We start from the raw sequence: 22,797 nt of genomic DNA, 5'->3' as shown, positions 1-22,797 counted from the left end.
AAAGGAAAATGTATACATATAATGGTAGGTTTATCTTCACTTTACCATAAATCGAAAATAAGAACAATCGTTCTGATTATCCACATGTGATGGTGGATAAGTTGTGGATTTATTGTTTATAAAGGTGATGGAATGTTGAAAAATGCGTGTGGATGATGTGTATAAAGTTATCCACAAAACGTGAAAAACGTCGGGTTTTGTCGAAAAATTTTACAATTTGTTTATTTATGTAAAAAACGGAGAAGGAATGAGGAAGTATGTTAAAATATTTTTTGCCAAATGAACATGCGAAAAGTATTTTTGAGATTACGCCAGAACATTTGAAACAAAAAGGAATGAAAGGGATTATTACCGATTTAGACAATACGTTAATTGAATGGGATCGTCCGCTTGCGACGCCGGAAGTTGTCAGTTGGTTTGAACAAATGAAACAAAGCGGCATTCAAGTGACAATCGTGTCAAACAACAATAAAAAAAGAGTGGAAGCGTTCGCGAAGCCGCTCGGCATTCCGTTCATTTTCGAAGCGCGCAAGCCGTTAACGAGAGCGTTCCAACAAGCGTTGCGCGACATGAAGCTAAGAAAGGAAGAAGTCGTCGTTATCGGTGACCAGCTTCTTACCGATGTGTTTGGCGGTAATCGCCTCGGCTTGCATACGATTTTAGTCGTCCCTGTTGCGCAAACAGACGGCTTTTTTACGCGTGTGAATCGAAATATTGAACGAAGAATTTTAAATGTCATGCGAAAAAAAGGTATGATTCATTGGGAGTGATGATAATGAGTGAACAAGTCATTTGTATTGGATGTGGAGTAACGATTCAAACAGAAGACGAAACGAAAGTCGGATATGCGCCTCCTTCAGCGCTTGAACGCGATCCGATTATTTGTCAACGTTGTTTTCGGTTAAAACATTACAACGAAGTGCAAGACGTATCATTAACAGATGACGACTTTTTAAACATTTTGCACGGCATCGGACAAGCAGATGGACTGGTCGTGAAAATCGTTGATATTTTCGATTTCAATGGAAGCTGGTTGCCAGGGTTGCATCGGTTTGTCGGAAAAAAAGATGTGTTACTTGTCGGCAATAAAGTGGATTTGTTGCCAAAGTCCGTCAAACATGAAAAGGTCACGCGTTGGATGAAACAAACTGCACGAGAACTTGGCTTACAGCCGCGTGACGTTTTTTTAGTTAGTGCACATAAAGGATATGGCATGAAGGAAGTCATGACGGCGATTGACGAGTATCGCAACGGAAAAGACGTATATGTTGTCGGTTGTACGAACGTTGGAAAATCAACGTTTATTAACCGTATTATTAAAGAAGCGACGGGTAAAGGAAATGTCATTACGACATCATATTTTCCAGGGACAACGCTTGATATGATTGAAATTCCACTCGATGATGGCTCAGCGCTTTATGATACACCGGGAATTATAAACCATCATCAAATGGCGCATTTCGTTGACAAGAAAGATTTAAAAGTCATTACACCGAAAAAAGAAATTAAGCCGAAAGTATATCAATTGAACGAACAACAGACGTTGTTTTTTGGTGGGCTTGCTCGATTAGATTATGTAAGTGGTGGGAGACGTCCATTTGTATGTTATATGTCGAATGAATTATTTATTCATCGAACGAAACGTGAACATGCCGATGAATTGTATGAAAGACATCTTGGTGAATTGTTGCAGCCGCCGCGCAAAAGCTATTGCGAGCAATTGCCACCGCTTGTCGCCCATCATTTTACGTTAAAAGAACCAAAAACAGATATCGTTTTTTCAGGGCTTGGCTGGGTGACGTGTCACGAGCCGGGGGCACAAGTCATCGCATATGCGCCAAAAGGCGTTGGTGTAATGTTGCGGAAGTCGCTCATTTAACACAAAGGGGGAGAGGATGTTGAAATTGTTTGGGCTGATCGGCTGTCCTGTTCATCATTCGTTGTCGCCGCTTATGCATAACGATGCGTTTCAATCGTTACATATTGATGCGCATTATCATGCGTTTCACGTCGAACCGCATATGTTAAAAGAGGCGGTAGAAGGCTTAAAAGCGTTACAATGCGCTGGGTTTAATGTGACGATCCCGCATAAGACAGCGGTGATGGAATATATGGATGAGCTTGATGAAACGGCTAAGCAAATGGGGGCAGTAAACACAGTCGTTAATGAAAATGGAAAATGGGTTGGCTATAATACAGATGGTGAAGGATTTGTCCGAGCGTTATGCGAGCAAATGAACATTGAATTATCTGGCGCACGCATATTGATTATCGGTGCAGGTGGAGCGGCGCGCGGCATTTATTTTACTCTTTTAAAACATGAAGCAGCTGCTATTGATATATGTAATCGCACGATGGAAAAGGCAGAGGCGTTTATTCAAAAAGAACGGTCAGCTGTGTATTCGCTTGAACAAGCAGAAGAACGGTTAGGAGCGTACGACATCATCATTAATACAACGTCTGTCGGTATGTACCCACATGTCGATACGATGCCGATCTCCCTTCAAACGTTAAAAACCGGGACGATCGTCAGCGACATTATTTACAATCCACTCATGACGAAATTTTTGCAAGAAGCAAAAGAAAAAGGGGCGCGCGTGCAAAACGGTGTAGGCATGTTCGTCTATCAAGGTGCACTAGCGTTCGAAAAGTGGACAGGGATCTTTCCAAATACGAAACGAATGGAACAACTTGTGATACAACAGTTAGGAGGAAAAACATGTTAACAGGAAAACAAAAACGATTTTTACGTTCTTTAGCTCATCATTTAACACCGATTTTCCAAGTGGGAAAAGGTGGCGTCAATGACAATATGATTAAGCAAATTGCCGATGCGCTTGAAGCAAGAGAGCTGATTAAAGTGAGTGTATTAAAAAATTGCGAAGAAGAAAAAGAAGTAGTGGCAGAGCAATTAGCGGAAGGTGCAGGGGCGGAAGTCGTCCAACTGATTGGGCATACGATCGTATTATATAAAGAATCGCGTGAACATAAACAAATTGTGTTACCGAAATAGGAGCGTTGTGGTGAAAAAAGTAGGCATTTTAGGTGGGACGTTTGATCCGCCTCATTACGGGCATTTATTAATTGCGGATGATGTACGAACGGAGTTACAGCTCGATGAAATATGGTTTATGCCAAATTACATTCCACCTCATAAAGATAAACAGGTGACGGATCACGTGCATCGCGTTCATATGTTGCGGGCGGCGATTGCGAATCAACCGCACTTTCGCGTTGAAACGATTGAGCTTGAACGAAAAGAGCGATCATATACGTACGATACGATCGTTTTGTTGAAGCAAAGATATCCGGATACGATGTTTTACTTTATTATCGGTGGAGATATGGTTGAATATTTACCGAATTGGTATCGAATTGACGAACTTGTTCAGCTTGTGCAATTTGTCGGGGTGAAACGGCCTGGCTATTCTCTTCGTACACCGTATCCGATCATCGAAGTGGATGTGCCGACGTTTGCGGTTTCTTCTTCGCTTATTCGTGAGCGGATTCAAAGTGGGAAAAGTGTCACGTATTTGTTGCCGGAAGCGGTTCAATTATATATAAAGGAGAATCGGTTGTATGAAACGTGAAGAAGCGTTAGCGATCGTGCGCACACAATTAAAAGAACAGCGGTATATTCATACGTTAGGCGTGATGGAAACAGCCATTGAACTGGCGAAATTGTACGGAGCTGATGTACAAAAAGCGGAATTGGCGGCAATTTTTCACGACTATGCAAAATTCCGCACAAAAGAAGAAATGAAGCGCATCATTATCGAACAACATATGCCCCAAGATTTGTTAGCATATAGCCCAGAGTTATGGCATGCGCCTGTTGGGGCATATTTAGTCCAAACGGAAGTCGGCATTCAAGATGAAGACATTTTACAAGCGATACGTTATCATACATCAGGAAGACCAAATATGACATTGCTTGAGAAAATTGTATACATTGCTGATTACATTGAGCCAAATCGTTCGTTTCCGGGTGTTGACGAAGTGCGTGCGTTGGCGCGAGAGCATCTAGATCGTGCGCTGTTTCGAGCGCTTCAAAATACGATCCAATTTTTAATGGACAAACGCGAACCGATTTACCCAGATACGTTCCATACGTATAATGATATAGCTAAAAAATTGAAGGAGGTTTCTTCATGACAGAACGAGATATTTTACGTATTGCAGTACAAGCAGCGGATGACAAAAAAGCCGAAAACATCGTAGCGTTAAATATGAAAGGCATTTCGCTTGTCGCTGACTACTTTATGATTTGTCACGGTCATTCCGATAAACAAGTACAAGCGATCGCGCGTGAAATTAAAGAAAAAGCAGAAGAGCATGGTGTTGTAGTCAAACGTGTTGAAGGATTTGACGAGGCGCGTTGGATTTTAGTTGATTTAGGGGATGTTGTCGTTCACGTGTTTCATAAAGAAGACCGCGAATATTACAATCTTGAACGCTTATGGGGCGACGCACCGCTTGAACACATTGAGAGTGATCTTGGGGCATGACGTACGAACGATTTGCGAGTTGGTATGATCAATTAATGAGCGATGCTCCATATGATGCGTGGTGTGCCCTCGTTGAACGAACGGTTACTTCGTATCACAATGGAAAACGACTGCTTGATCTCGGATGCGGTACAGGGGAACTTGCGATTCGGTTAGCGGAAAAAGGGTTTGACGTCACCGGTGTCGATTTGTCGGAACAAATGTTGACTATTGCGCAGATGAAAGCAGAGGAGCGGGGGGTAAACCTCTCGTTTTTTCAGCAAGATATGCGCGAATTTGGCCCGTTCGAGCCGTTTGATACAATCGTCATTTTTTGTGATTCACTCAATTATTTATTACAGGAAGAAGACGTTATCGCTACGTTTATGCGCGTATATGAACAATTGCGACCTGGCGGATTGTTTTTATTTGATGTACATTCTTTATTTAAAATGGAACACGTCTTTTTGCATCATCGCACGTTTGCGAGCAATGATGACCAAGTGAGCTACATATGGAACTGTTACGAAGGACCGTGGCCACATAGCGTCGAACACGAACTCACGTTTTTTGTTCAATTACAAGAAGGGATGTATGAACGAGTCGATGAAATGCACGTACAGCGAACATACGATGTCGATCAATATGTCATGTGGTTAAAACAAGCAGGGTTTCATGTATTGCATGTATGGGCGGATTTCACAGAGCAACAACCAACAAAAGAAAGCGAGCGCATTTTTTTCATTGCGCAAAAATAAAATCCCAAAAGTGCCTCACTTTTGGGATTTTTCTTCAACAAATAAGCAGGATTTTTTTTGTCAATCACGAATATTGTCGATTTGTTGGCGCACCTTTTCTGTTTCTTCATAAAACTTTTCGTGCGTTTTTTGAAAAACGTGAACGAACAAGTCCCCGACTTCTTTTTCCAACACTTCAATGCCCGCTCCTGTAATGCCACCTTTCACACGCACTTTTTCCTGCAATGTCGGTAATGTGTACAAGCGTTGTTCTAGCAAGGCACCGAGCCCGATAATCATTTCAGTTGCCAATGTTGTTGCTTGTTCTTTCGTAATGGATGTTTGTTGAACGGCTGCATCGATAAACTTTTGAATTAAGTAGCTGAAAAAAGCAGGACCACAGCTCGTTAAATCAGAAGCGATGCGCGTAATAGGCTCGTCTATGTATATTGGACGAGAAATGGAGCGAAATAAATGTTCAATCGTTGTCCGATCCGCCTCTGTGCAACGTTCACTTACCGTAATTAACGTACTTCCAGCGAGTGCGCGATTTGTAATGCTCGGAATGACGCGAGCGACGCTACATGGCACGAGCGATTCAAGTTGTTGCACAGAAATGGGGCTCGTAATCGATACGATACAATGATGATCGGTCAAATGCGGGCGAAGTTGCTTTAGAACATCGGGCATATGCAACGGTTTCGTGCAAATAAAAACAATCGTTGCATGTTTTACGACTTCTTCATTCGTCGGCATCACATGGATGTTTGGGTAGCGTTTTTGTATATTGTACGCTTTTTCAAGCGTGCGATTCGTAATGAATAGTTGTTCTTGTTTTACGGCTCTTCCGTTAATAAACGATTCAATTAAAATTGTTCCCATGTTTCCAGTTCCAATGAACCCTATATTCAACGGTATCCCCCCTTATCCGTCATCACTATACGTCATATGTATGCACGAATAATGCTTTTTATGAAAGGGTGAAAGCATGAAGTGGATAAAAACATATGAACGTTGGATATATGTAGGCTTAATTGTCATTGGAGCGGCCATTTGGATCATTCAACAACAAGAGGACACCCCCGTACAACCGCTCCCTTTAGAGCAGGTAGAACAAGAAGAACAGCAAGAACAACAAGTAGAGGAACAAGCCTCCGTTGTTGTCGATGTGAAAGGAGCCGTCAAACGAGCGGGAGTATATGAAGTGGCACCGGAAAGCCGCATTCACGATGTCATTCAACTGGCAGGAGGGCTAACCGAAGAAGCAGATGAGACGAAAGTAAATTTGGCGATGAAAGTGCATGATGAAATGGTCATTTACGTGCCGAAAAAAGGCGAAGACATCATCGTGGAAACAACGAGTCAAACGGGCAGTTCAAGTGGAAAAATCAACATTAACACAGCAACGATTGAACAGCTACAAACGTTACAAGGGATTGGACCTGCGAAAGCAGCCACCATCATTGCATATCGCGAGGAACATGGACCGTTTCAAAAAGTCGAAGATTTGTTGAATGTGAGTGGAATCGGTTCGAAATCGCTTGAAAAAATAAAAGAACAAATTGTCGTTCGCTAAAATTGACGATAAACTAAAGGCATAATGGACAAGGGGGAGAAGTAGATGGAGCGAATTACATGGGATCAATATTTTATGGCTCAAAGCCATTTGTTAGCGTTACGTAGCACGTGCACAAGGCTAGCCGTCGGGGCAACCATTGTGCGCGATAAGCGCATCATTGCTGGGGGATATAACGGTTCGATCGCAGGTGGGGCGCATTGTATTGATGAAGGATGTTATGTCATCGACAATCATTGTGTGCGCACGATTCATGCAGAAATGAACGCTATCTTACAATGTGCAAAGTTTGGTGTGCCAACAGAAGGGGCGGAAATATACGTCACTCATTTTCCGTGTTTACAATGTTGTAAGGCGATCATTCAAAGCGGGATAAAAGCTGTTTATTATGCGAACGATTATAAAAACCACCCGTTCGCTTTGCAGTTGTTCGAACAAGCTGGCGTAACGGTCAAGCACGTCCCGTTTGATGTAAACTCGATCCCAACCTTTTTACATGCAAAGGGGAGATGACGTATCGTTTATGTGGCGATGGCGGCCGTTTTGGCCGTCTTGTCTATGCTAACAAAATCGGTTGTTTGTTTTACATTGTCATGTGTGTATAGTTTCTTTTTACTCTGGCGAAAGCGAGCGTTATTTTTCGCTTGCGTGTGCTGTTATTTATTTTTCTTGTTGTGGAGCAGATGGGTAGCTGTGCATCATGTGACAACGCTTTCTGGGAATGAAACGACATTTTTTGTCCGATTCATTGCTCCGATTTATATTGACGGCGATCGAGTGAAAACGACTGTCCAATGGCAAAAAGAGCGATTACAGCTCGTTTATCGTCTTCGAACAGAAGAGGAAAAACGAAAATGGGAAGAGATTCAAATAGGGACAGCATGTTTACTAAAAGGAACGCTTGAGCGCCCTTCTTCGCCGACAAATCCATATGCTTTTAATTATCGACGTCATTTGTTTTACGAGCGCATTCATTGGATCGTTCGTCCAAATTCTCTTGAAAGTTGTACACGCACAAATGTAACATGGATAGAACGATTACAAATCATTCGCCAACAAGGCATTCGCTACATTCAACATCACTTTCCAAATGACGTAAGTGCGTTTATGCAAGCGCTCATTTATGGTGAACGAAGCGATATAGAGCCAACGGTACTCGCTAGTTATCAAAAGTTAGGGCTTATTCATCTGCTTGCGATTTCGGGCTTGCATATGACATTGCTCGTTGGTGGTTGTTTTTATTTGTTTATTCGCTTCGGTATTTCAAGAGAACGAGCGACGGTCATATTGCTTGGGTGTATCCCGCTGTATGCTGTTTTAGCCGGTGCCGCTCCGTCAGTAATGCGCGCAGCCATTATGACAAGTTGTTTTCTCCTTTTTTCTTCTCGTTTCCGCACAATTGATACGTTAAGTATCGCTTGCCTCCTTTTATTAGGAAAAGATCCGTATACTGTATTTCATCTCGGTTTTCAACTATCTTTTCTCGTTTGTTTTGCGTTAATTATTTGCTCTTCGTTCATTCAAAGCGAACGCTCTATTGTTCGCCAATTGTTCATGACATCTTTCATTGCACAAATAAGTACATTACCACTTTTGCTTTATCATTTTTACGAAGTGTCTCTTTTATCCATTCCGTTAAATATCATCTTTGTTCCACTTTATTCGTTTATCATTTTGCCGCTTTGCTTTGTAGCCCTTCTCAGCCACTTGTTTATGCCATTTGTTAGTTCTCTGATCATATATGTATTGACGGTTGTGCTTGAACATACGAACGCACTTGTTCTCTCGTTATCCGACATGTTCGTGCTCACGCTCGGTCGTCCGCCACTATTGCTGCTTGTTGCTTATATCGTCTCCGTTTTTCTCTTTTTTCTTTCTTTCGAATCGAAAAAGCGCGCGGTTATGTTTCGTTTTTCGTTTCTTTTTGTTATGATCGCGCATGTCATTTGGCCATTTTTTCGTCCGACCGGTGAAGTCGTCATGTTAGATGTTGGACAAGGGGATAGTATATATATTGAACTGCCTTATCGAAAAGCTGTTTATATGATTGATACGGGTGGAACGATGTCATTTACTGATGAACATTGGAAAAAACGAAAGCAATCGTTTCGTGTTGGGGAAGATGTAATCGTTCCGTTTTTAAAAGCAAAAGGAGTTCGTACGCTTGATGCACTTATCGCAACACACGGTGATTTCGATCATATTGGTGATACCAACGATATATTCGATGCTGTTCGTGTACGAAAACTTATCGTCGGTATGCAACGAAATGATTTAATCGAATCGGTGATGGAGCAAGCAGTAAATAAAGGGACACGTGTGCAAATAGTGAAAAGTGGCGATCGTTGGACGGTTGGGAAAGCGCAATTTTACATTCTCTCTCCATTTGGAAATGAAGAGACAACAAACGACGGTTCGATTGTGTTGTATGCATTGATGGGAGGAGCATATTGGCTATTTACAGGTGACTTAGAAGAAAAAGGGGAACAACAAATTATGAGAACGTACCCGTCATTGCCAGTCGACATATTAAAAGTAGGGCATCATGGCAGTAAAACGTCGACGTCTGAATCGTTTTTACGACATATACGTCCAAAGTTGGCGCTTATTTCAGTTGGGCGCGGCAACCGATATGGTCATCCGCATCGGGAAGTCATCGAACGTTTACGTCACGATCACGTGCGCATATTTCGCACCGATGAACATGGTGCGGTCGTCATTCGTTTTCATAAGCGAATAAGCACCATTCAGACGTTCTTGCCATAATATACAAGAAAAAAGAGACTGCAATACGCAATCTCTTTCAGGTGTCCATTATGCACCGAAAAATTTTACAAGTGTGGCGATAATGAACATCGTGGCGAAAAAGCCGAATGATACGATGAAGCCAACAGCCGAGTCAACGGCGTCGTTGCGCGTACATTGAACGTTTTTTTCAAATTCGTTCATGACCATCCCTCCTATTTTCTCACCCATTAGTATAAGGGAAAAAAGAAAGAAAATCTACATCGTTGACAACAGTTGTCACAAATAGTTCGCGTCAGATCGGAAAAGATAAAGATACCCGTTGGATAAACGAGTTCCTAGGGCTTGTTTTCCAACGTTTAAATAAATGGGAGTTGGCGATTCTCATCTGCTAACTCCCTTGTAAAATGCTCCGAAACGTTGTATGTTCTTTAGAGAAGATGGATGAAGAATGGGGAAGAGAACATGGAACAACTATATGTCATATATGGCACGGAGCATTTTTTAATGAGACAAGCGTATGAACAAATTATTCGTCGGGCATTGTCAGACGAAGAACGTGAATGGAATGTTAGTACATATGATTGCGAAGAAACGCCTATTGAAGTGGCGCTTGAAGATGCGGAAACGCTTCCGTTTTTTGGAGAGAGGAAAATCGTCATCGTCAAGCAGCCGTATTTTTTAACAGCGGAAAAAGGAAAAGAAAAAGTAGAGCACGATGTGAAACGGCTAGAAGCCTATATTGACAAACCTGCTCCGTTTTCAAGTGTCATGTTTGTCGGTTCGTATGAAAAACTTGATGAACGAAAAAAAGTGACGAAAGCGTTATTAAAAAAAGCACATGTCATCGTTGCTAAGCCGTTGAACGAAAAAGAGTTAAAACAATGGGTGAAAGGGCAATGTCAAATTGATGATGACGCGATTGACGTGTTGCTTACATTAGCAGGCACCGATTTAGCGACATTAGCAAACGAAATCGAGAAGTTGATGCTTTTTGCTGAGGGGCGTTCCATTACAGCTGACGATGTTCGGTTGCTTGTATCGCGTACACTTGAACAAAACGTCTTCGTTCTAGTTGAACAGATTGCCAAGCGGAACATCACAGATGCGTTACAAACGCTCCAAGATTTATTACGTCAAAATGAAGAACCAATTAAGCTTGTTGCACTATTAGCTAGCCAATTTCGGCTCATTTATGAAGTGAAAGAATTGATGAAAACAGGATACGGTCAACAACAAATAGCCTCGATGTTAGGTGTCCATCCGTTTCGTGTAAAAATGGCGGCAAGTTATGCGGGCGGATTTTCGGAACAGCAGTTGATGCACATTTTATATGATTTAGCGGAAACAGATTATGCGCTAAAAAGTAGTGCAACAGACAAACAGTTGTTGTTGCAGTTGTTTTTCTTAAAGTTACAGCGGTAGAGAAACAATCTACCGCTTTTGTTGTAGCGCCTCGACATCAATGATATAGTAGCCGTCGTCATCCGTTGTTACGACGCCTTGCTGTTTCATTTGGCTGAGTACACGACTGACTGTTTCGCGTGCGGTGCCGATCATATTAGCCAATTCGCGAGTTGTAAGCGTCGCTTTTAAACGATAACGGCCGTTGACATACACGCCGCTTGTTTTCGCTAATCGGATGAAAAGTCGGGCTAATTGTTCAGCTGTATTGTGAAAAACAAGTTCTTCTAACCGTGTTTGTAATTCAATAATTTTTTCTCCCATGATGCGAAACAGCTTTATGCATAGTTGTGGATGACAAATGAGTGTTTGTTCAAATTGTTCAATAGGAATGACAATAAGCGTCGTTTCATTCATCATTTCAGCGTGCGCTGGGTATGTACCACGTCGAAAAAAGCCGGTGTGCGGAAACATCTCTCCTTCGTGCAAAATAGATACAATTTGTTCTTTTCCGCTAACATCTGTTTTGTAAATTTTTACTGTACCACGGACGATGAAAAAAACACGATCGAGCGGATCTCCTTGCATAAAGACGATCGTTTTCGGTTTGCATGTGCGGACAGTTGCAATATGTACAATCGCATCTAATTCTTCATCGGATAGTTGAGAAAATAACGAAATGGTTTTTAACTGTTCTTTCACCCAATGCATATGTTCCCCTCCCAAAACGGAAAAACAGCTTGCCGGGTATGACAAGCTGTTTTTTCATTATGCTGTAATGCTGTTTAATTTTTTCGCTAAACGTGATTTATAGCGATTTGCAGCGTTTTTGTGGATTAAGCCTTTGCTAGCTGCTTTGTCGATTTTTTTCGTTGCAAATGCGAAAGCTTCTTTTGCTTTTTCCACGTCTTTTAACTCAACAAGCGCCTCAAATTTTTTGATTGCTGTGCGCATTGCTGATTTCATAGATGCGTTATGAGCGCGGCGCTTTTCGCTTGTTTTTGCACGTTTAATTGCAGATTTAATGTTTGCCATTTTTTTCACCTCCATTAACCGATCGCAAATATATACGTTCAATACGCGACAGTTCGATGAACAATAAGAACAAGTGATATTCTACCAAACTGCTCTTAATTATGCAATAGGGCAAAGACGAAAAGTACGATTGTATGAAAAAGGAGGAAAATGGATAAAACAAATGATAAAAAATACATGGAGGAAGCGGTATGATCGATTTACGACCGTATAGTGTACGAACGGATTTAGCGATTGAAGCGCATGAAATAGCGATTGAAGAACGACTACAAAACAAGCAGGAAACTTCGCTTGAGGGGGTATTGATTCGTGACTGGGAAGAAGATGGTGTTCATTTTTCATTTGTAGAAGTGACGGAAGAAGGGGCAAAAACGTTAGGAAAAAAAGCAGGAAAGTATTTAACAATTGAAGCCCAAGGCATTCGTACACAGGATACCGACTTACAGCAAAAAGTAGAAAAGCTTTTTGCTAAACATTTTTATGCTTTTTTACAGCAGCTTGGCATCCCAAGAGAAGCAAGTTGTCTTGTTGTCGGATTAGGGAATGCGGAAATAACTCCCGATGCGCTCGGTCCACTAGCTGTATCGAACTTATTAGTGACGCGGCATTTATTTCAGTTGCAACCGGAAAGTGTTCAAGACGGATTTCGCTCGGTGAGCGCGCTCGCTCCAGGAGTAATGGGGATGACCGGAATTGAAACGAGCGACGTGATTGCAGGGATTGTCGAAAAAACTCAACCAGATTTTATTATTGCGATTGATGCGTTAGCGGCGCGTTCGATCGAACGAGTCAACGCGACGATTCAAATTTCTGATACAGGCATTCATCCAGGAGCGGGTGTTGGGAATAAAAGAAAAGAGTTAAGTAAACAAACGCTAGGTATTCCCGTGATTGCGATTGGTGTACCGACGGTTGTTGATGCTGTATCGATTGCAAGCGATACGATTGATTTGTTGCTAAAGCATCTCGGTCGTGAGATGAAGGAAGGCAATCGAGCAGCTCGTGCGCTTGCGCCAGCAAGTCTCGTATTCGGAAAGAAAAAAAAGTTAACGGAAGAAGATTTACCGAGCGAGGCAGATCGTTCAGCTTTTTTAGGGATGGTCGGTCTATTGGATGACGAAGAAAAGCGACGGTTAATTTATGAAGTGCTTGCCCCGATCGGTCATAATTTAATGGTTACACCAAAAGAAGTCGACGTATTTATCGAGGAAATGGCGAACATATTGGCGAGCGGGCTGAACGCTGCTTTGCATCATCGGATTGATCAAGAAAACGTTGGGGCATATACGCATTAGTTTTTTCGTTCTATCTTTCAAAGCGTTGTCATATTGATAGAGTAGACAAGCTTTGAAAGGGTGAAGTGATGAACATGATGGTGACCGTTCACGGAACGAGTATAAAAAAGTGGCTTGTATTTATTTTGTTTACATTTATGGGAACGTTGACAGTTGTCGCCACGATGACAGCGACATCGACATATCGTCTCTCTTCTTCGTCTGTTCATGAAGTGGCGAATCAATTTTCAACGGAATCGCTCGTGCATTTGCTTTCTTTTGAAAATGTGTACTTTCGTCAAACGTTGCCGAAAGATAAACAACAATTCCCGTATTCCCAGTATTTTTTTCAAATGACGACAAGCGTTAATTTGAACGATCCACGCAGCTTGCTCGGACGAGAGCTTCCCGGTTTTTCGTTATATGATAGCGAAATTATTTTAGCTGGGGAAGGAACGGACTTTACAAACATTCCATACGAATCTCCTCCTCCTTTAGAAGTGTTGCTTGCGGAGCGTGAAGCTGCGCAAGAACAACTTCACGAGGAGGAAGCACCACCTGCTCCTGCGCCGTCGCAAACGACAGGAGGAAAGAAAGTCGTTTACATTTATCATACGCATACACAAGAATCGTATTTACCAGCATTAAAAGGGGTCACAAATCCAAACTTTGCGCATCATCCGACTGTGAATGTTACAAAAGTTGGAAAAAAATTAGGAGAAGAGCTAGAAAAGCGCGGCATTGGAACGGTTGTTGATACGACCGACTTTATAGGGAAGTTGTTGAAAAATAACATGGAATATTATCAAGCGTATGATATGTCGCGTAAAACGGTCGTTGAAGCGATGGCAAACAATCGTGACGTGCAATATTTGATTGACATTCACCGCGATTCTCGACGCCGTAACGATACGACGGTGACGATTAACGGAGTGGATTATGCGCGAGTATCGTTTATTATCGGTGGAGAGAATGCGAAGTATGAAAAAAATTTACAGTTGGTAACAAAATTGCATGAAATGCTAGAAAAAAAATATCCGGGCTTGAGTCGTGGCACGTTTGAGAAAAAAGGGGTCGGCACAAACGGAAAATTCAATCAAGATTTATCAGAAAACGCCATTTTAATTGAGTTCGGCGGTGTGGATAATACATTTCAAGAATTGTATCGAACAGCAGCAGCTGTAGCGGATGTATTTAGTGAATATTATTGGCAAGCGGAGAAGGTGAATGCGACACAACCAGCGGAGAAAAAGTAGGTGGGTAAGATGGTGAAATTTATGATGCAAAGTTTACTCATCGCCGTCATTTTTTTAGTCGGGGTATTGCTCGGCATGCAGCAAGCGAACGAAGGAATGCGAAAAATGAAAGGGTATAACGATCCTTCTCTCGAGCAAGTTGTACATGTATCAAAAGATGAAACGATCGTGCTCGGTCAATCCATCGAAGAGAAAAAAGAAAAACTGCAACAAATTGAGGCATTTAACATGTTTTCAAAAGCGGGACAAAAACTTGCGACATTCGTTCATTCGCTCGTTGAACAAATGTTCTCATTGATGCAAAAGGCGGGATAGCACTCCGCCTTTTCTTTTTTTGCGTTGAATATTGCGAACGTTGTTGCTATAATCAAAGCTAGCGTATTTCGGAAATTATAGGAGTGGAACATAGATGAATCGTGAAGAAAGACTAAAAAGACGAGATCGTATTCGCAACTTTTCCATTATTGCGCATATCGATCACGGCAAATCGACACTTGCTGACCGCATTCTCGAGAAGACAGGTGCACTATCTGAGCGCGAGATGAAAGAGCAAGCGCTCGATTCGATGGAGTTAGAGCGCGAGCGCGGCATTACGATTAAATTAAATGCCGTCCAGCTTCATTACAAAGCGAAAGATGGACAAGACTACATTTTACATCTCATTGATACGCCTGGGCACGTCGACTTTACGTACGAAGTGTCACGCAGTTTAGCGGCGTGTGAAGGGGCAATTTTAGTCGTTGACGCAGCGCAAGGCATTGAGGCGCAAACGCTTGCGAACGTATATTTGGCGATCGATAACAACTTGGAAATTTTACCTGTTATTAATAAAATTGATTTACCAAGTGCCGATCCTGAACGTGTTCGTCAAGAAATTGAAGATGTCATCGGTCTTGACGCATCCGAAGCTGTGTTGGCATCAGCCAAAGTCGGCATCGGGATCGACGAAATTTTAGAACAAATCGTTCAAAAAATTCCTGCTCCATCCGGAGATCCAGATGCACCGCTTAAAGCACTTATTTTCGACTCGCTTTACGATCCATATCGAGGGGTTGTCGCATACATTCGCGTGGTCGAAGGAACAGTAAAAGCAGGTCAAAAAATTAAAATGATGGCGACAGGAAAAGAGTTTGAAGTCGTTGAAGTGGGCGTATTTACGCCGAAAGCGAAAGTCGTTGACGAGTTGACCGTCGGTGATGTTGGATATTTAACCGCATCGATTAAAAACGTAAGCGATACGCGCGTCGGGGATACGATTACGCATGCCGACAACCCAGCAAACGAACCGCTTCCGGGGTATCGCCGTTTAAATCCGATGGTGTTTTGCGGATTATATCCAATTGATACAGCGCGTTACAACGATTTGCGTGAGGCGTTAGAAAAGCTACAATTAAACGATGCGGCGTTGCAGTTTGAGCCGGAAACGTCACAAGCGCTTGGCTTCGGTTTCCGTTGCGGTTTCTTAGGACTTTTGCATATGGAAATTATTCAAGAGCGTTTAGAACGTGAATTTAACATTGACATTATTGCAACAGCGCCAAGCGTTGTATATAAAGTATATTTGACAGATGGAACAGAGCTCGCCGTCGATAATCCATCCAACATGCCAGATCCACAAAAAATTGAACGTGTGGAAGAACCGTATGTACGTGCGACAATTATGGTGCCAAACGATTACGTCGGTCCTGTTATGGAACTATGTCAAAAGAAACGCGGTATTTTCGGTGATATGCAATATTTAGACGAGCGTCGCGTTACGTTGACGTACGAATTACCACTTGCTGAAATCGTATACGATTTCTTCGATATTTTAAAATCGAGCACAAAAGGATACGCATCGTTTGACTATGAATTGATCGGTTATAAGCCGTCTAAGCTAGTGAAGATGGATATTTTATTAAACGGTGAAAAAGTTGACGCCTTGTCGTTTATCGTTCATCGCGATTCAGCATACGACCGTGGAAAAGTGATTGTTGAAAAATTAAAAGACTTAATTCCACGCCAACAGTTTGAAGTTCCTGTTCAGGCAGCGATCGGCAATAAAATTATTGCGCGTTCAACGATTAAGGCGTTGCGTAAAAACGTATTAGCGAAATGTTACGGCGGGGACATTTCTCGTAAGCGTAAGTTGCTTGAAAAGCAAAAAGAAGGGAAAAAGCGCATGAAGCAAGTCGGCTCTGTTGAAGTGCCGCAAGAAGCATTTATGGCTGTACTAAAGATGGACGATCAAAAATAAACCGCAGAACCATTCTGCGGTTTTTTATATAGAAAAGGGTGAAACGAGTGATTCAAGCAGCATATATTCATATTCCGTTTTGTACGCACATTTGTCATTATTGTGATTTCAATAAAGTGTTTTTACATCAACAACCGGTCGATGCTTATCTTGATGCGTTGATTATCGAGATGGAGCGAACGTTTGAACGTTTTCCGACCTCGCAATTACAAACGGTGTTTATTGGTGGTGGTACACCGACGTCGCTTACTGCTAAACAACTTGATCGATTATTGAGCGCCATTCATCGCGCAGTTCCGCTCGCTTCGAATGTTGAGTTTACCGTAGAGGCGAATCCGGATGGAGTAAGCGATGAACAGTTGTATGTGCTCAAGCAATGGGGAGTCAATCGCCTTAGCTTCGGGGTACAAACGTTTGATAATGAACTGCTACGACACATTGGACGTACACATACGAAGGAAACGGCAATCGAAACAATTGAACGGGCGAACGAACTCGGTTTTCATAATATAAATATCGATTTAATGTACGGATTACCGACACAAACAATCGATCAACTGAAAGAAACGTTGCACATAACGTTTTCATTACCCATTCAACACGTTTCTGCCTACTCGTTAATTATTGAGCCGAAAACGGTTTTTTATAACTTAATGAAAAAGCAGGCGTTACGATTGCCGAGTCAAGAAGAAGAAGCACAGATGTATGAAATCATTATGGAACAAATGGAACAACGCGGATATAAACAGTACGAACTAAGCAATTATGCCCAAAACGGATTTAATAGCCGCCATAATATGACATATTGGAATAACGAGTACTACTACGGATTTGGTGCGGGAGCGCATAGTTATATGAACGGCGTAAGGTACGTAAACGCCGGACCGATTAAAAAATATATCCAACTCATTGAACGAGGTCAATTTCCTTATATCAATACACATGTTGTGTCAAAAGAGGAACAAATGGAAGAGCATATGTTTCTCGGTTTACGAAAAAGCGAAGGAGTAAATAAAGATGAATTTTTTCGACGATATGGAAAAACGGTGCATGACGTCTTTGATGAAGCGATTGCTTTACAAAAACGAAACGGATTGCTTGAAGAGACAGAAGAAGCGATTGTTTTGACGCATCGTGGCAAATTGCTTGGAAACGAAGTATTTCAGTCGTTTCTCGGCGTTTCATCTTGACACGACAAGCTCAATTTGATACCTTAATAGTAGATTTAGCACTCGCTTTATTAGAGTGCTAACAGAGGTGATGAGCATTGCTATCCGATCGCCAATTGTTAATTTTAAAAATTATTGTCGATGATTTTATTCGTTCAGGGCAACCGGTTGGTTCGCGAACGTTATCGAAAAAAGAGCAAATTACGTTCAGCTCGGCGACGATTCGCAATGAAATGGCGGATTTAGAGGAGCTCGGTTTTATTGAAAAAACGCATATTTCCTCTGGTCGCGTCCCGTCTCAAAAAGGGTATCGTTATTACGTCGACCATTTGTTGCCGCCTGTTCGGTTAACACAAAAGGATGTGCAAACGATTCAGTCGATTTTTCATGAACAAATATACGAATTAGAAAAGCTTATTCAAAAGTCGGCGCAAATTTTATCAGACTTAACGAACTATACGACGGTTGTGCTCGGTCCCTCAGTAAAAGAACATAAGTTAAAAACGATTCAAATTATTCCGCTCAATGCGGAAACGGCTGTCGCGATTATTGTGACCGATACAGGTTATGTTGAAAAACATGTTGTGACGCTCCCGCCATCTATTCCACCATCAGATGTTGAAAAGATGGTAAACATTTTAAATGAACGGTTGACGGGTGTCCCTTTAGAAGATTTGACAGATAAAATTCAAACGGAAGTTGCGCACGTTCTTCGTGAACACATCCAAAGCTACGACCACATGTTGCGCATGATTTCGTCTTCTTTAGATTTAAATGCGCCTGCACAAATGTTTTTAAGCGGAAAGATGAACATGCTTCGTCAGCCGGAATTTAGCGACATCGATAAACTTCGTGCTTTATTTAACATCATTGAACAAGAAAAAGAGTTTTATCGTTTACTAAGAAAGCATAACCAACAAGGTATCCAGGTGAAAATCGGTACCGAAAACGATGTCGAAGGGATGGAAAACTGCAGTTTAATTACAGCGACATATTCCGTCGGTGGAGAGAAACTTGGCACAATCGCTGTGCTTGGTCCAACCCGTATGGAATATTCGCGCGTCATTTCGCTGCTAAACCTCGTTGCAACGGATTTGTCGAAGGCGTTAACGATGTGGTATCAAAAAGATTAGCAATGTCAATATTATGGATGGGGAATTTCCCCATCCGCTTTTCGAGTGTTTAAGGGAGGTGAGAAGATGGAGAAAGAACAGCGTACATATGATGAAACGATTGAACAACATGAGGATGCACAAAGCGAGCAAGCATCAGAAGAGCAAGTGGAAAATGAAGCAACGCAACAAGAAGAAAAAGATGAGTTAACGCTTGCTTATGAAAAAATTGCTCAATTGGAAGCGAAGTTGGCAGAAACAGAAAATCGTTTCCTTCGTTTACATGCTGATTTTGACAATTATCGTCGCCGTGTGCGTTTAGATATGGAAGCGGCTGAAAAATATCGCGCGCAAAGCTTAGTTTCTGATTTGTTGCCGATTTTAGATAACTTTGAACGCGCATTACAAGTGCAAGTCGAAGATGAAAAAGCAAAATCGTTACTGCAAGGCATGGAAATGGTTTATCGTTCGTTAATCGAAGCGTTGAAAAAAGAAGGCGTCGAAGCGATCGAATCGGTTGGAAAACCGTTCGATCCGCATGTGCACCAAGCGGTGATGCAAGTCGACGATCAAAACTATGAACCAAACACAGTTGTGGAAGAGTTTCAAAAAGGTTACAAACTAAAAGATCGTGTCATTCGTCCGGCAATGGTCAAAGTAAATCAATAGGGAGGGATTATGGATGAGCAAAATTATCGGTATTGACTTAGGTACAACAAACTCTTGCGTCGCTGTATTAGAAGGCGGTGAACCAAAAGTTATTCCAAACCCAGAGGGAGGTCGCACGACACCATCTGTCGTTGCGTTTAAAAACGGTGAGCGTTTAGTTGGTGAAGTCGCAAAACGTCAAGCGATCACAAACCCAAATACAATCATTTCAATTAAACGCCATATGGGTACAGACTATAAAGTGCAAATCGAAGGAAAAGAATATACACCGCAACAAATTTCTGCGATGATTTTACAATACTTAAAATCATACGCAGAAGCGTATTTAGGTGAGCCTGTAACACGTGCTGTTATTACTGTTCCTGCATATTTTAACGATGCACAACGTCAAGCGACAAAAGATGCTGGCCGTATCGCCGGTTTAGAAGTTGAGCGCATCATTAACGAGCCGACAGCGGCGGCGTTAGCATACGGATTAGATAAAATGGATGAAGATCAAACGATTCTCGTATACGACCTTGGTGGCGGTACGTTTGACGTTTCCATTCTTGAGCTAGGTGACGGTGTATTCGAAGTAAAAGCTACTGCTGGTGACAACCATCTTGGTGGTGACGACTTTGACCAAGTTATCATCGATTACTTAGTCGAAGAGTTCAAAAAAGAACACGGCATTGATTTATCGAAAGACAAAATGGCATTGCAGCGCTTAAAAGATGCAGCGGAAAAAGCGAAAAAAGAACTTTCTGGCGTGATGCAAACGCAAATTTCATTGCCGTTTATTAGCGCAAACGAAAACGGTCCACTTCACTTAGAAATGACGTTAACGCGCGCAAAATTCGAAGAATTATCCGCACACTTAGTTGAACGTACGATGGGTCCTGTTCGTCAAGCGTTAAAAGATGCGGGATTAACGCCTGCGGACATCGATAAAGTTATTCTTGTCGGTGGTTCAACGCGCATTCCAGCTGTTCAAGAAGCAATTAAAAAAGAAATTGGAAAAGAACCGCATAAAGGCGTAAACCCAGATGAAGTTGTCGCAATTGGTGCAGCGATTCAAGGTGGGGTCATCGCTGGGGACGTCAAAGACGTTGTATTGTTAGACGTGACACCACTTTCACTCGGTATCGAAACGATGGGTGGCGTCTTTACAAAATTAATTGAACGTAACACGACAATTCCAACAAGCAAATCACAAATTTTCACGACGGCAGCAGACAACCAAACAGCGGTAGACATTCACGTTTTACAAGGTGAACGCCCAATGGCTGCCGACAACAAAACGCTCGGTCGCTTCCAATTGACAGACATTCCACCAGCTCCGCGCGGTGTGCCGCAAATTGAAGTAACGTTTGACATTGACGCAAACGGTATTGTGCACGTACGTGCGAAAGATTTAGGTACAAATAAAGAGCAATCGATTACAATTAAATCTTCTTCTGGTTTGTCTGAAGAAGAAATTCAACGCATGATTAAAGAAGCAGAAGAAAATGCAGAAGCAGACCGGAAGCGAAAAGAAGAAGTGGAACTTCGCAACGAAGCAGACCATCTCATTTTCACAACAGAAAAAACGTTAAAAGAATTAGAAGGAAAAGTAGACGAAGCGGATGTGAAAAAAGCGCAAGAAGCAAAAGATGCGTTAAAAGCAGCGCTTGAAGGAAAAGATATTGAAGACATTCGCACGAAGAAAAATGCGCTACAAGAAGTTGTGCAACAGCTTTCTGTTAAGCTATATGAACAAGCAGCTAAACAAGCGCAAGCACAACAAAGCGAAGGCAAAAAAGACGACAATGTCGTCGATGCGGAATTTGAAGAAGTGAAAGAAGATAAGTAAACAAACAAAAAGTCAAAGTCAGGCCTGCCTTGGCTTTGACTTTTTTGCTATGGAAACATCAAATGTATTGCGCAACAAGTTGAGACAATGATAAAATTACGTTCATGTGAACGAGTCGGGAGTGGGTGATCATGAGTAAACGAGACTATTATGAAGTGCTCGGTGTGAGTAAAAACGCGACAAAAGAAGAAATTAAAAAGGCGTATCGAAAATTATCAAAGCAGTATCATCCAGATATTAATAAAGCGCCCGATGCAGCTGAAAAGTTTAAAGAAATTAAAGAAGCATACGAAGTGTTAAGCGATGACCAAAAGCGCGCGCACTACGATCAGTTCGGTCATACCGATCCGAATCAACAGTTTGGTGGATTTGGCGGCGCTGATTTTGATTTTGGTGGATTCGGTGGATTCGAAGATATTTTTAGTAGTTTTTTTGGCGGTGGGCGTCGACGTGATCCGAACGCACCGCGTGCAGGGGCAGATTTGCAATATACGATGCGTTTAACATTTGAAGAAGCGGTTTTTGGAAAGGAAACAAATATTGAAATTCCACGTGAAGAAACGTGCGATACGTGTCACGGTTCTGGGGCGAAACCAGGAACGAAAAAAGAAACGTGCGCGCATTGTCACGGTACAGGGCAATTAACGATTGAACAAGCGACGCCGTTTGGCCGCATCGTAAATCGTCGCCCTTGTCATCATTGCGGCGGCACAGGACACTTTATTAAAGAGAAATGTTCGACATGTCATGGAACAGGTCGCGTGAAAAAACGAAAAAAAATTCACGTCAAAATTCCTGCTGGTGTCGATGACGGTCAACAATTGCGCTTAGCAGGTCAAGGTGAGCCAGGAATAAACGGTGGACCATCAGGAGACTTGTACATCGTTTTCCACGTTGAACCACATGAATTTTTCGAACGGGATGGCGATGACATTTATTGTGAAATGCCAATTACATTTACGCAAGCCGCGCTCGGTGCAGAGATTGAAGTGCCGACGCTGTATGGAAAAGTGAAGTTGAAAATTCCAGCTGGTACGCAAACAGGTACAAAATTCCGTTTGAAAGGAAAAGGAGTACCGAATGTGCATGGGTACGGAAAAGGAGATCAACATATTCGCGTTCGTGTTGTCACACCAACGAAATTAACGGAACGTCAAAAACAATTGTTGCGTGAATTTGAACAACTCAGTCAAGGGAATGGACAAGAAGACAGCTTTTTTGCAAAAGTGAAGCGAGCATTTAAAGGGGAGTAACGTGAAGGAGGAG

The 22,797-nt window shown here is 42.1% G+C and carries 25 protein-coding genes; 21 read left to right on the top strand and 4 right to left on the bottom strand.

The window, feature by feature from the left end:
• Positions 1–257: 257 nt before the first annotated feature.
• From ETB99_RS01145 to ETB99_RS01110, 8 genes are read left to right on the top strand one after another with little or no spacing between them, the layout of a single operon-like run.
• The gene (locus ETB99_RS01145; protein ID WP_077428841.1) at positions 258–770 is read left to right on the top strand and encodes a YqeG family HAD IIIA-type phosphatase; all 513 of its coding nucleotides are present in this window, start codon (positions 258–260) and stop codon (positions 768–770) included.
• A 5-nt stretch (positions 771–775) separates the two neighbouring features.
• Positions 776–1,879, top strand: a complete 1,104-nt coding sequence (gene yqeH, locus ETB99_RS01140; RefSeq protein ID WP_171699709.1) for a ribosome biogenesis GTPase YqeH — start codon at positions 776–778, stop codon at positions 1,877–1,879.
• Between the two features lie 16 nt (positions 1,880–1,895).
• Positions 1,896–2,726, top strand: a complete 831-nt coding sequence (gene aroE, locus ETB99_RS01135; protein WP_171699708.1) for a shikimate dehydrogenase — start codon at positions 1,896–1,898, stop codon at positions 2,724–2,726.
• On the top strand, positions 2,720–3,013 hold the full coding sequence (gene yhbY / locus ETB99_RS01130) for a ribosome assembly RNA-binding protein YhbY (protein WP_004889429.1): 294 nt from the start codon (positions 2,720–2,722) through the stop codon (positions 3,011–3,013). The genes aroE and yhbY overlap by 7 nt, the downstream gene beginning before the upstream one ends.
• A 10-nt stretch (positions 3,014–3,023) precedes the next feature.
• Positions 3,024–3,590, top strand: a complete 567-nt coding sequence (locus tag ETB99_RS01125) for a nicotinate-nucleotide adenylyltransferase (protein ID WP_004889430.1) — start codon at positions 3,024–3,026, stop codon at positions 3,588–3,590.
• Positions 3,580–4,155: a bis(5'-nucleosyl)-tetraphosphatase (symmetrical) YqeK gene (yqeK, locus tag ETB99_RS01120; protein ID WP_004889432.1), complete on the top strand. Its 576-nt coding sequence runs from the start codon at positions 3,580–3,582 to the stop codon at positions 4,153–4,155. The genes ETB99_RS01125 and yqeK overlap by 11 nt, the downstream gene beginning before the upstream one ends.
• Positions 4,152–4,508 (top strand): ribosome silencing factor, encoded by a 357-nt coding sequence (gene rsfS, locus ETB99_RS01115; protein ID WP_006317816.1) that lies wholly within the window; start codon positions 4,152–4,154, stop codon positions 4,506–4,508. Before yqeK ends, rsfS begins: the two co-directional genes overlap by 4 nt.
• Positions 4,505–5,245, top strand: coding sequence for a class I SAM-dependent DNA methyltransferase (locus tag ETB99_RS01110; protein WP_171699707.1), 741 nt, complete (start codon positions 4,505–4,507; stop codon positions 5,243–5,245). Before rsfS ends, ETB99_RS01110 begins: the two co-directional genes overlap by 4 nt.
• Positions 5,246–5,305: 60 nt before the next feature.
• Here the strand turns inward: ETB99_RS01110 and comER are convergent, their stop codons facing one another.
• Positions 5,306–6,136 carry a late competence protein ComER gene (gene comER / locus ETB99_RS01105; protein ID WP_171699706.1) on the bottom strand — a complete coding sequence of 277 codons (831 nt, stop codon included), beginning with the start codon at positions 6,134–6,136 and terminating at the stop codon, positions 5,306–5,308.
• Between the two features lie 76 nt (positions 6,137–6,212).
• Between comER and ETB99_RS01100 the strand changes: the two genes are divergently transcribed.
• From ETB99_RS01100 to ETB99_RS01090, 3 genes are read left to right on the top strand one after another with little or no spacing between them, the layout of a single operon-like run.
• Positions 6,213–6,800, top strand: a complete 588-nt coding sequence (locus tag ETB99_RS01100; protein ID WP_129000594.1) for a helix-hairpin-helix domain-containing protein — start codon at positions 6,213–6,215, stop codon at positions 6,798–6,800.
• A 45-nt stretch (positions 6,801–6,845) separates the two neighbouring features.
• Positions 6,846–7,313, top strand: a complete 468-nt coding sequence (locus tag ETB99_RS01095; RefSeq protein WP_006317820.1) for a ComE operon protein 2 — start codon at positions 6,846–6,848, stop codon at positions 7,311–7,313.
• Between the two features lie 18 nt (positions 7,314–7,331).
• Positions 7,332–9,566: a DNA internalization-related competence protein ComEC/Rec2 gene (locus tag ETB99_RS01090; protein WP_171699705.1), complete on the top strand. Its 2,235-nt coding sequence runs from the start codon at positions 7,332–7,334 to the stop codon at positions 9,564–9,566.
• A gap of 48 nt (positions 9,567–9,614) precedes the next feature.
• Here ETB99_RS01090 and ETB99_RS01085 read toward each other — a convergent pair whose 3' ends face one another.
• On the bottom strand, positions 9,615–9,749 hold the full coding sequence (locus ETB99_RS01085; protein WP_003393868.1) for a YqzM family protein: 135 nt from the start codon (positions 9,747–9,749) through the stop codon (positions 9,615–9,617).
• Positions 9,750–9,989: 240 nt separating this feature from the next.
• Here ETB99_RS01085 and holA point away from each other — a divergent pair, with 240 nt between their 5' ends.
• The gene (gene holA, locus ETB99_RS01080) at positions 9,990–10,970 is read left to right on the top strand and encodes a DNA polymerase III subunit delta (RefSeq protein ID WP_305792545.1); all 981 of its coding nucleotides are present in this window, start codon (positions 9,990–9,992) and stop codon (positions 10,968–10,970) included.
• 9 nt (positions 10,971–10,979) lie between these two features.
• Here holA and ETB99_RS01075 read toward each other — a convergent pair whose 3' ends face one another.
• Both ETB99_RS01075 and rpsT read right to left on the bottom strand, forming a co-directional pair.
• A complete protein-coding gene (locus tag ETB99_RS01075) occupies positions 10,980–11,660 on the bottom strand; it encodes a Crp/Fnr family transcriptional regulator (protein WP_077428830.1) in 681 nt (226 codons plus the stop codon).
• Positions 11,661–11,717: 57 nt separating this feature from the next.
• Positions 11,718–11,984 (bottom strand): 30S ribosomal protein S20, encoded by a 267-nt coding sequence (rpsT, locus tag ETB99_RS01070; RefSeq protein WP_004889444.1) that lies wholly within the window; start codon positions 11,982–11,984, stop codon positions 11,718–11,720.
• 191 nt (positions 11,985–12,175) lie between these two features.
• On the opposite strand from rpsT, the gene gpr reads away from it, so the two are divergent.
• The 9 genes from gpr (at position 12,176) to dnaJ (ending at position 22,784) form a co-directional block, all read left to right on the top strand.
• Entirely contained in the window at positions 12,176–13,279 is a 1,104-nt protein-coding gene (gene gpr / locus ETB99_RS01065) for a GPR endopeptidase (protein WP_129000591.1), read from the top strand.
• A 65-nt stretch (positions 13,280–13,344) separates the two neighbouring features.
• Positions 13,345–14,514, top strand: a complete 1,170-nt coding sequence (gene spoIIP / locus ETB99_RS01060; RefSeq protein WP_129000590.1) for a stage II sporulation protein P — start codon at positions 13,345–13,347, stop codon at positions 14,512–14,514.
• 9 nt (positions 14,515–14,523) lie between these two features.
• A complete protein-coding gene (locus ETB99_RS01055) occupies positions 14,524–14,829 on the top strand; it encodes a YqxA family protein (RefSeq protein WP_077428824.1) in 306 nt (101 codons plus the stop codon).
• A gap of 94 nt (positions 14,830–14,923) precedes the next feature.
• Positions 14,924–16,750: a translation elongation factor 4 gene (lepA, locus tag ETB99_RS01050; RefSeq protein ID WP_006317830.1), complete on the top strand. Its 1,827-nt coding sequence runs from the start codon at positions 14,924–14,926 to the stop codon at positions 16,748–16,750.
• A gap of 47 nt (positions 16,751–16,797) precedes the next feature.
• Positions 16,798–17,940, top strand: coding sequence for a radical SAM family heme chaperone HemW (hemW, locus tag ETB99_RS01045; RefSeq protein ID WP_171699703.1), 1,143 nt, complete (start codon positions 16,798–16,800; stop codon positions 17,938–17,940).
• Between the two features lie 77 nt (positions 17,941–18,017).
• The gene (hrcA, locus tag ETB99_RS01040; RefSeq protein ID WP_006317832.1) at positions 18,018–19,052 is read left to right on the top strand and encodes a heat-inducible transcriptional repressor HrcA; all 1,035 of its coding nucleotides are present in this window, start codon (positions 18,018–18,020) and stop codon (positions 19,050–19,052) included.
• 66 nt (positions 19,053–19,118) lie between these two features.
• The gene (gene grpE / locus ETB99_RS01035; protein WP_077428820.1) at positions 19,119–19,700 is read left to right on the top strand and encodes a nucleotide exchange factor GrpE; all 582 of its coding nucleotides are present in this window, start codon (positions 19,119–19,121) and stop codon (positions 19,698–19,700) included.
• 13 nt (positions 19,701–19,713) lie between these two features.
• Entirely contained in the window at positions 19,714–21,531 is a 1,818-nt protein-coding gene (gene dnaK, locus ETB99_RS01030) for a molecular chaperone DnaK (protein WP_077428818.1), read from the top strand.
• A gap of 131 nt (positions 21,532–21,662) precedes the next feature.
• Positions 21,663–22,784 (top strand): molecular chaperone DnaJ, encoded by a 1,122-nt coding sequence (dnaJ, locus tag ETB99_RS01025; protein ID WP_035019456.1) that lies wholly within the window; start codon positions 21,663–21,665, stop codon positions 22,782–22,784.
• Positions 22,785–22,797 lie beyond the last annotated feature (13 nt).

It is taken from the genome of Anoxybacillus sp. CHMUD (assembly GCF_013096965.1).
In the GTDB taxonomy this organism is placed as follows: Bacteria; Bacillota; Bacilli; order Bacillales; family Anoxybacillaceae; genus Anoxybacillus; species Anoxybacillus kestanbolensis_A.
Note: the sequence above shows the minus strand (reverse complement) of the source record. Positions and strands in the feature narration are given on the sequence as shown.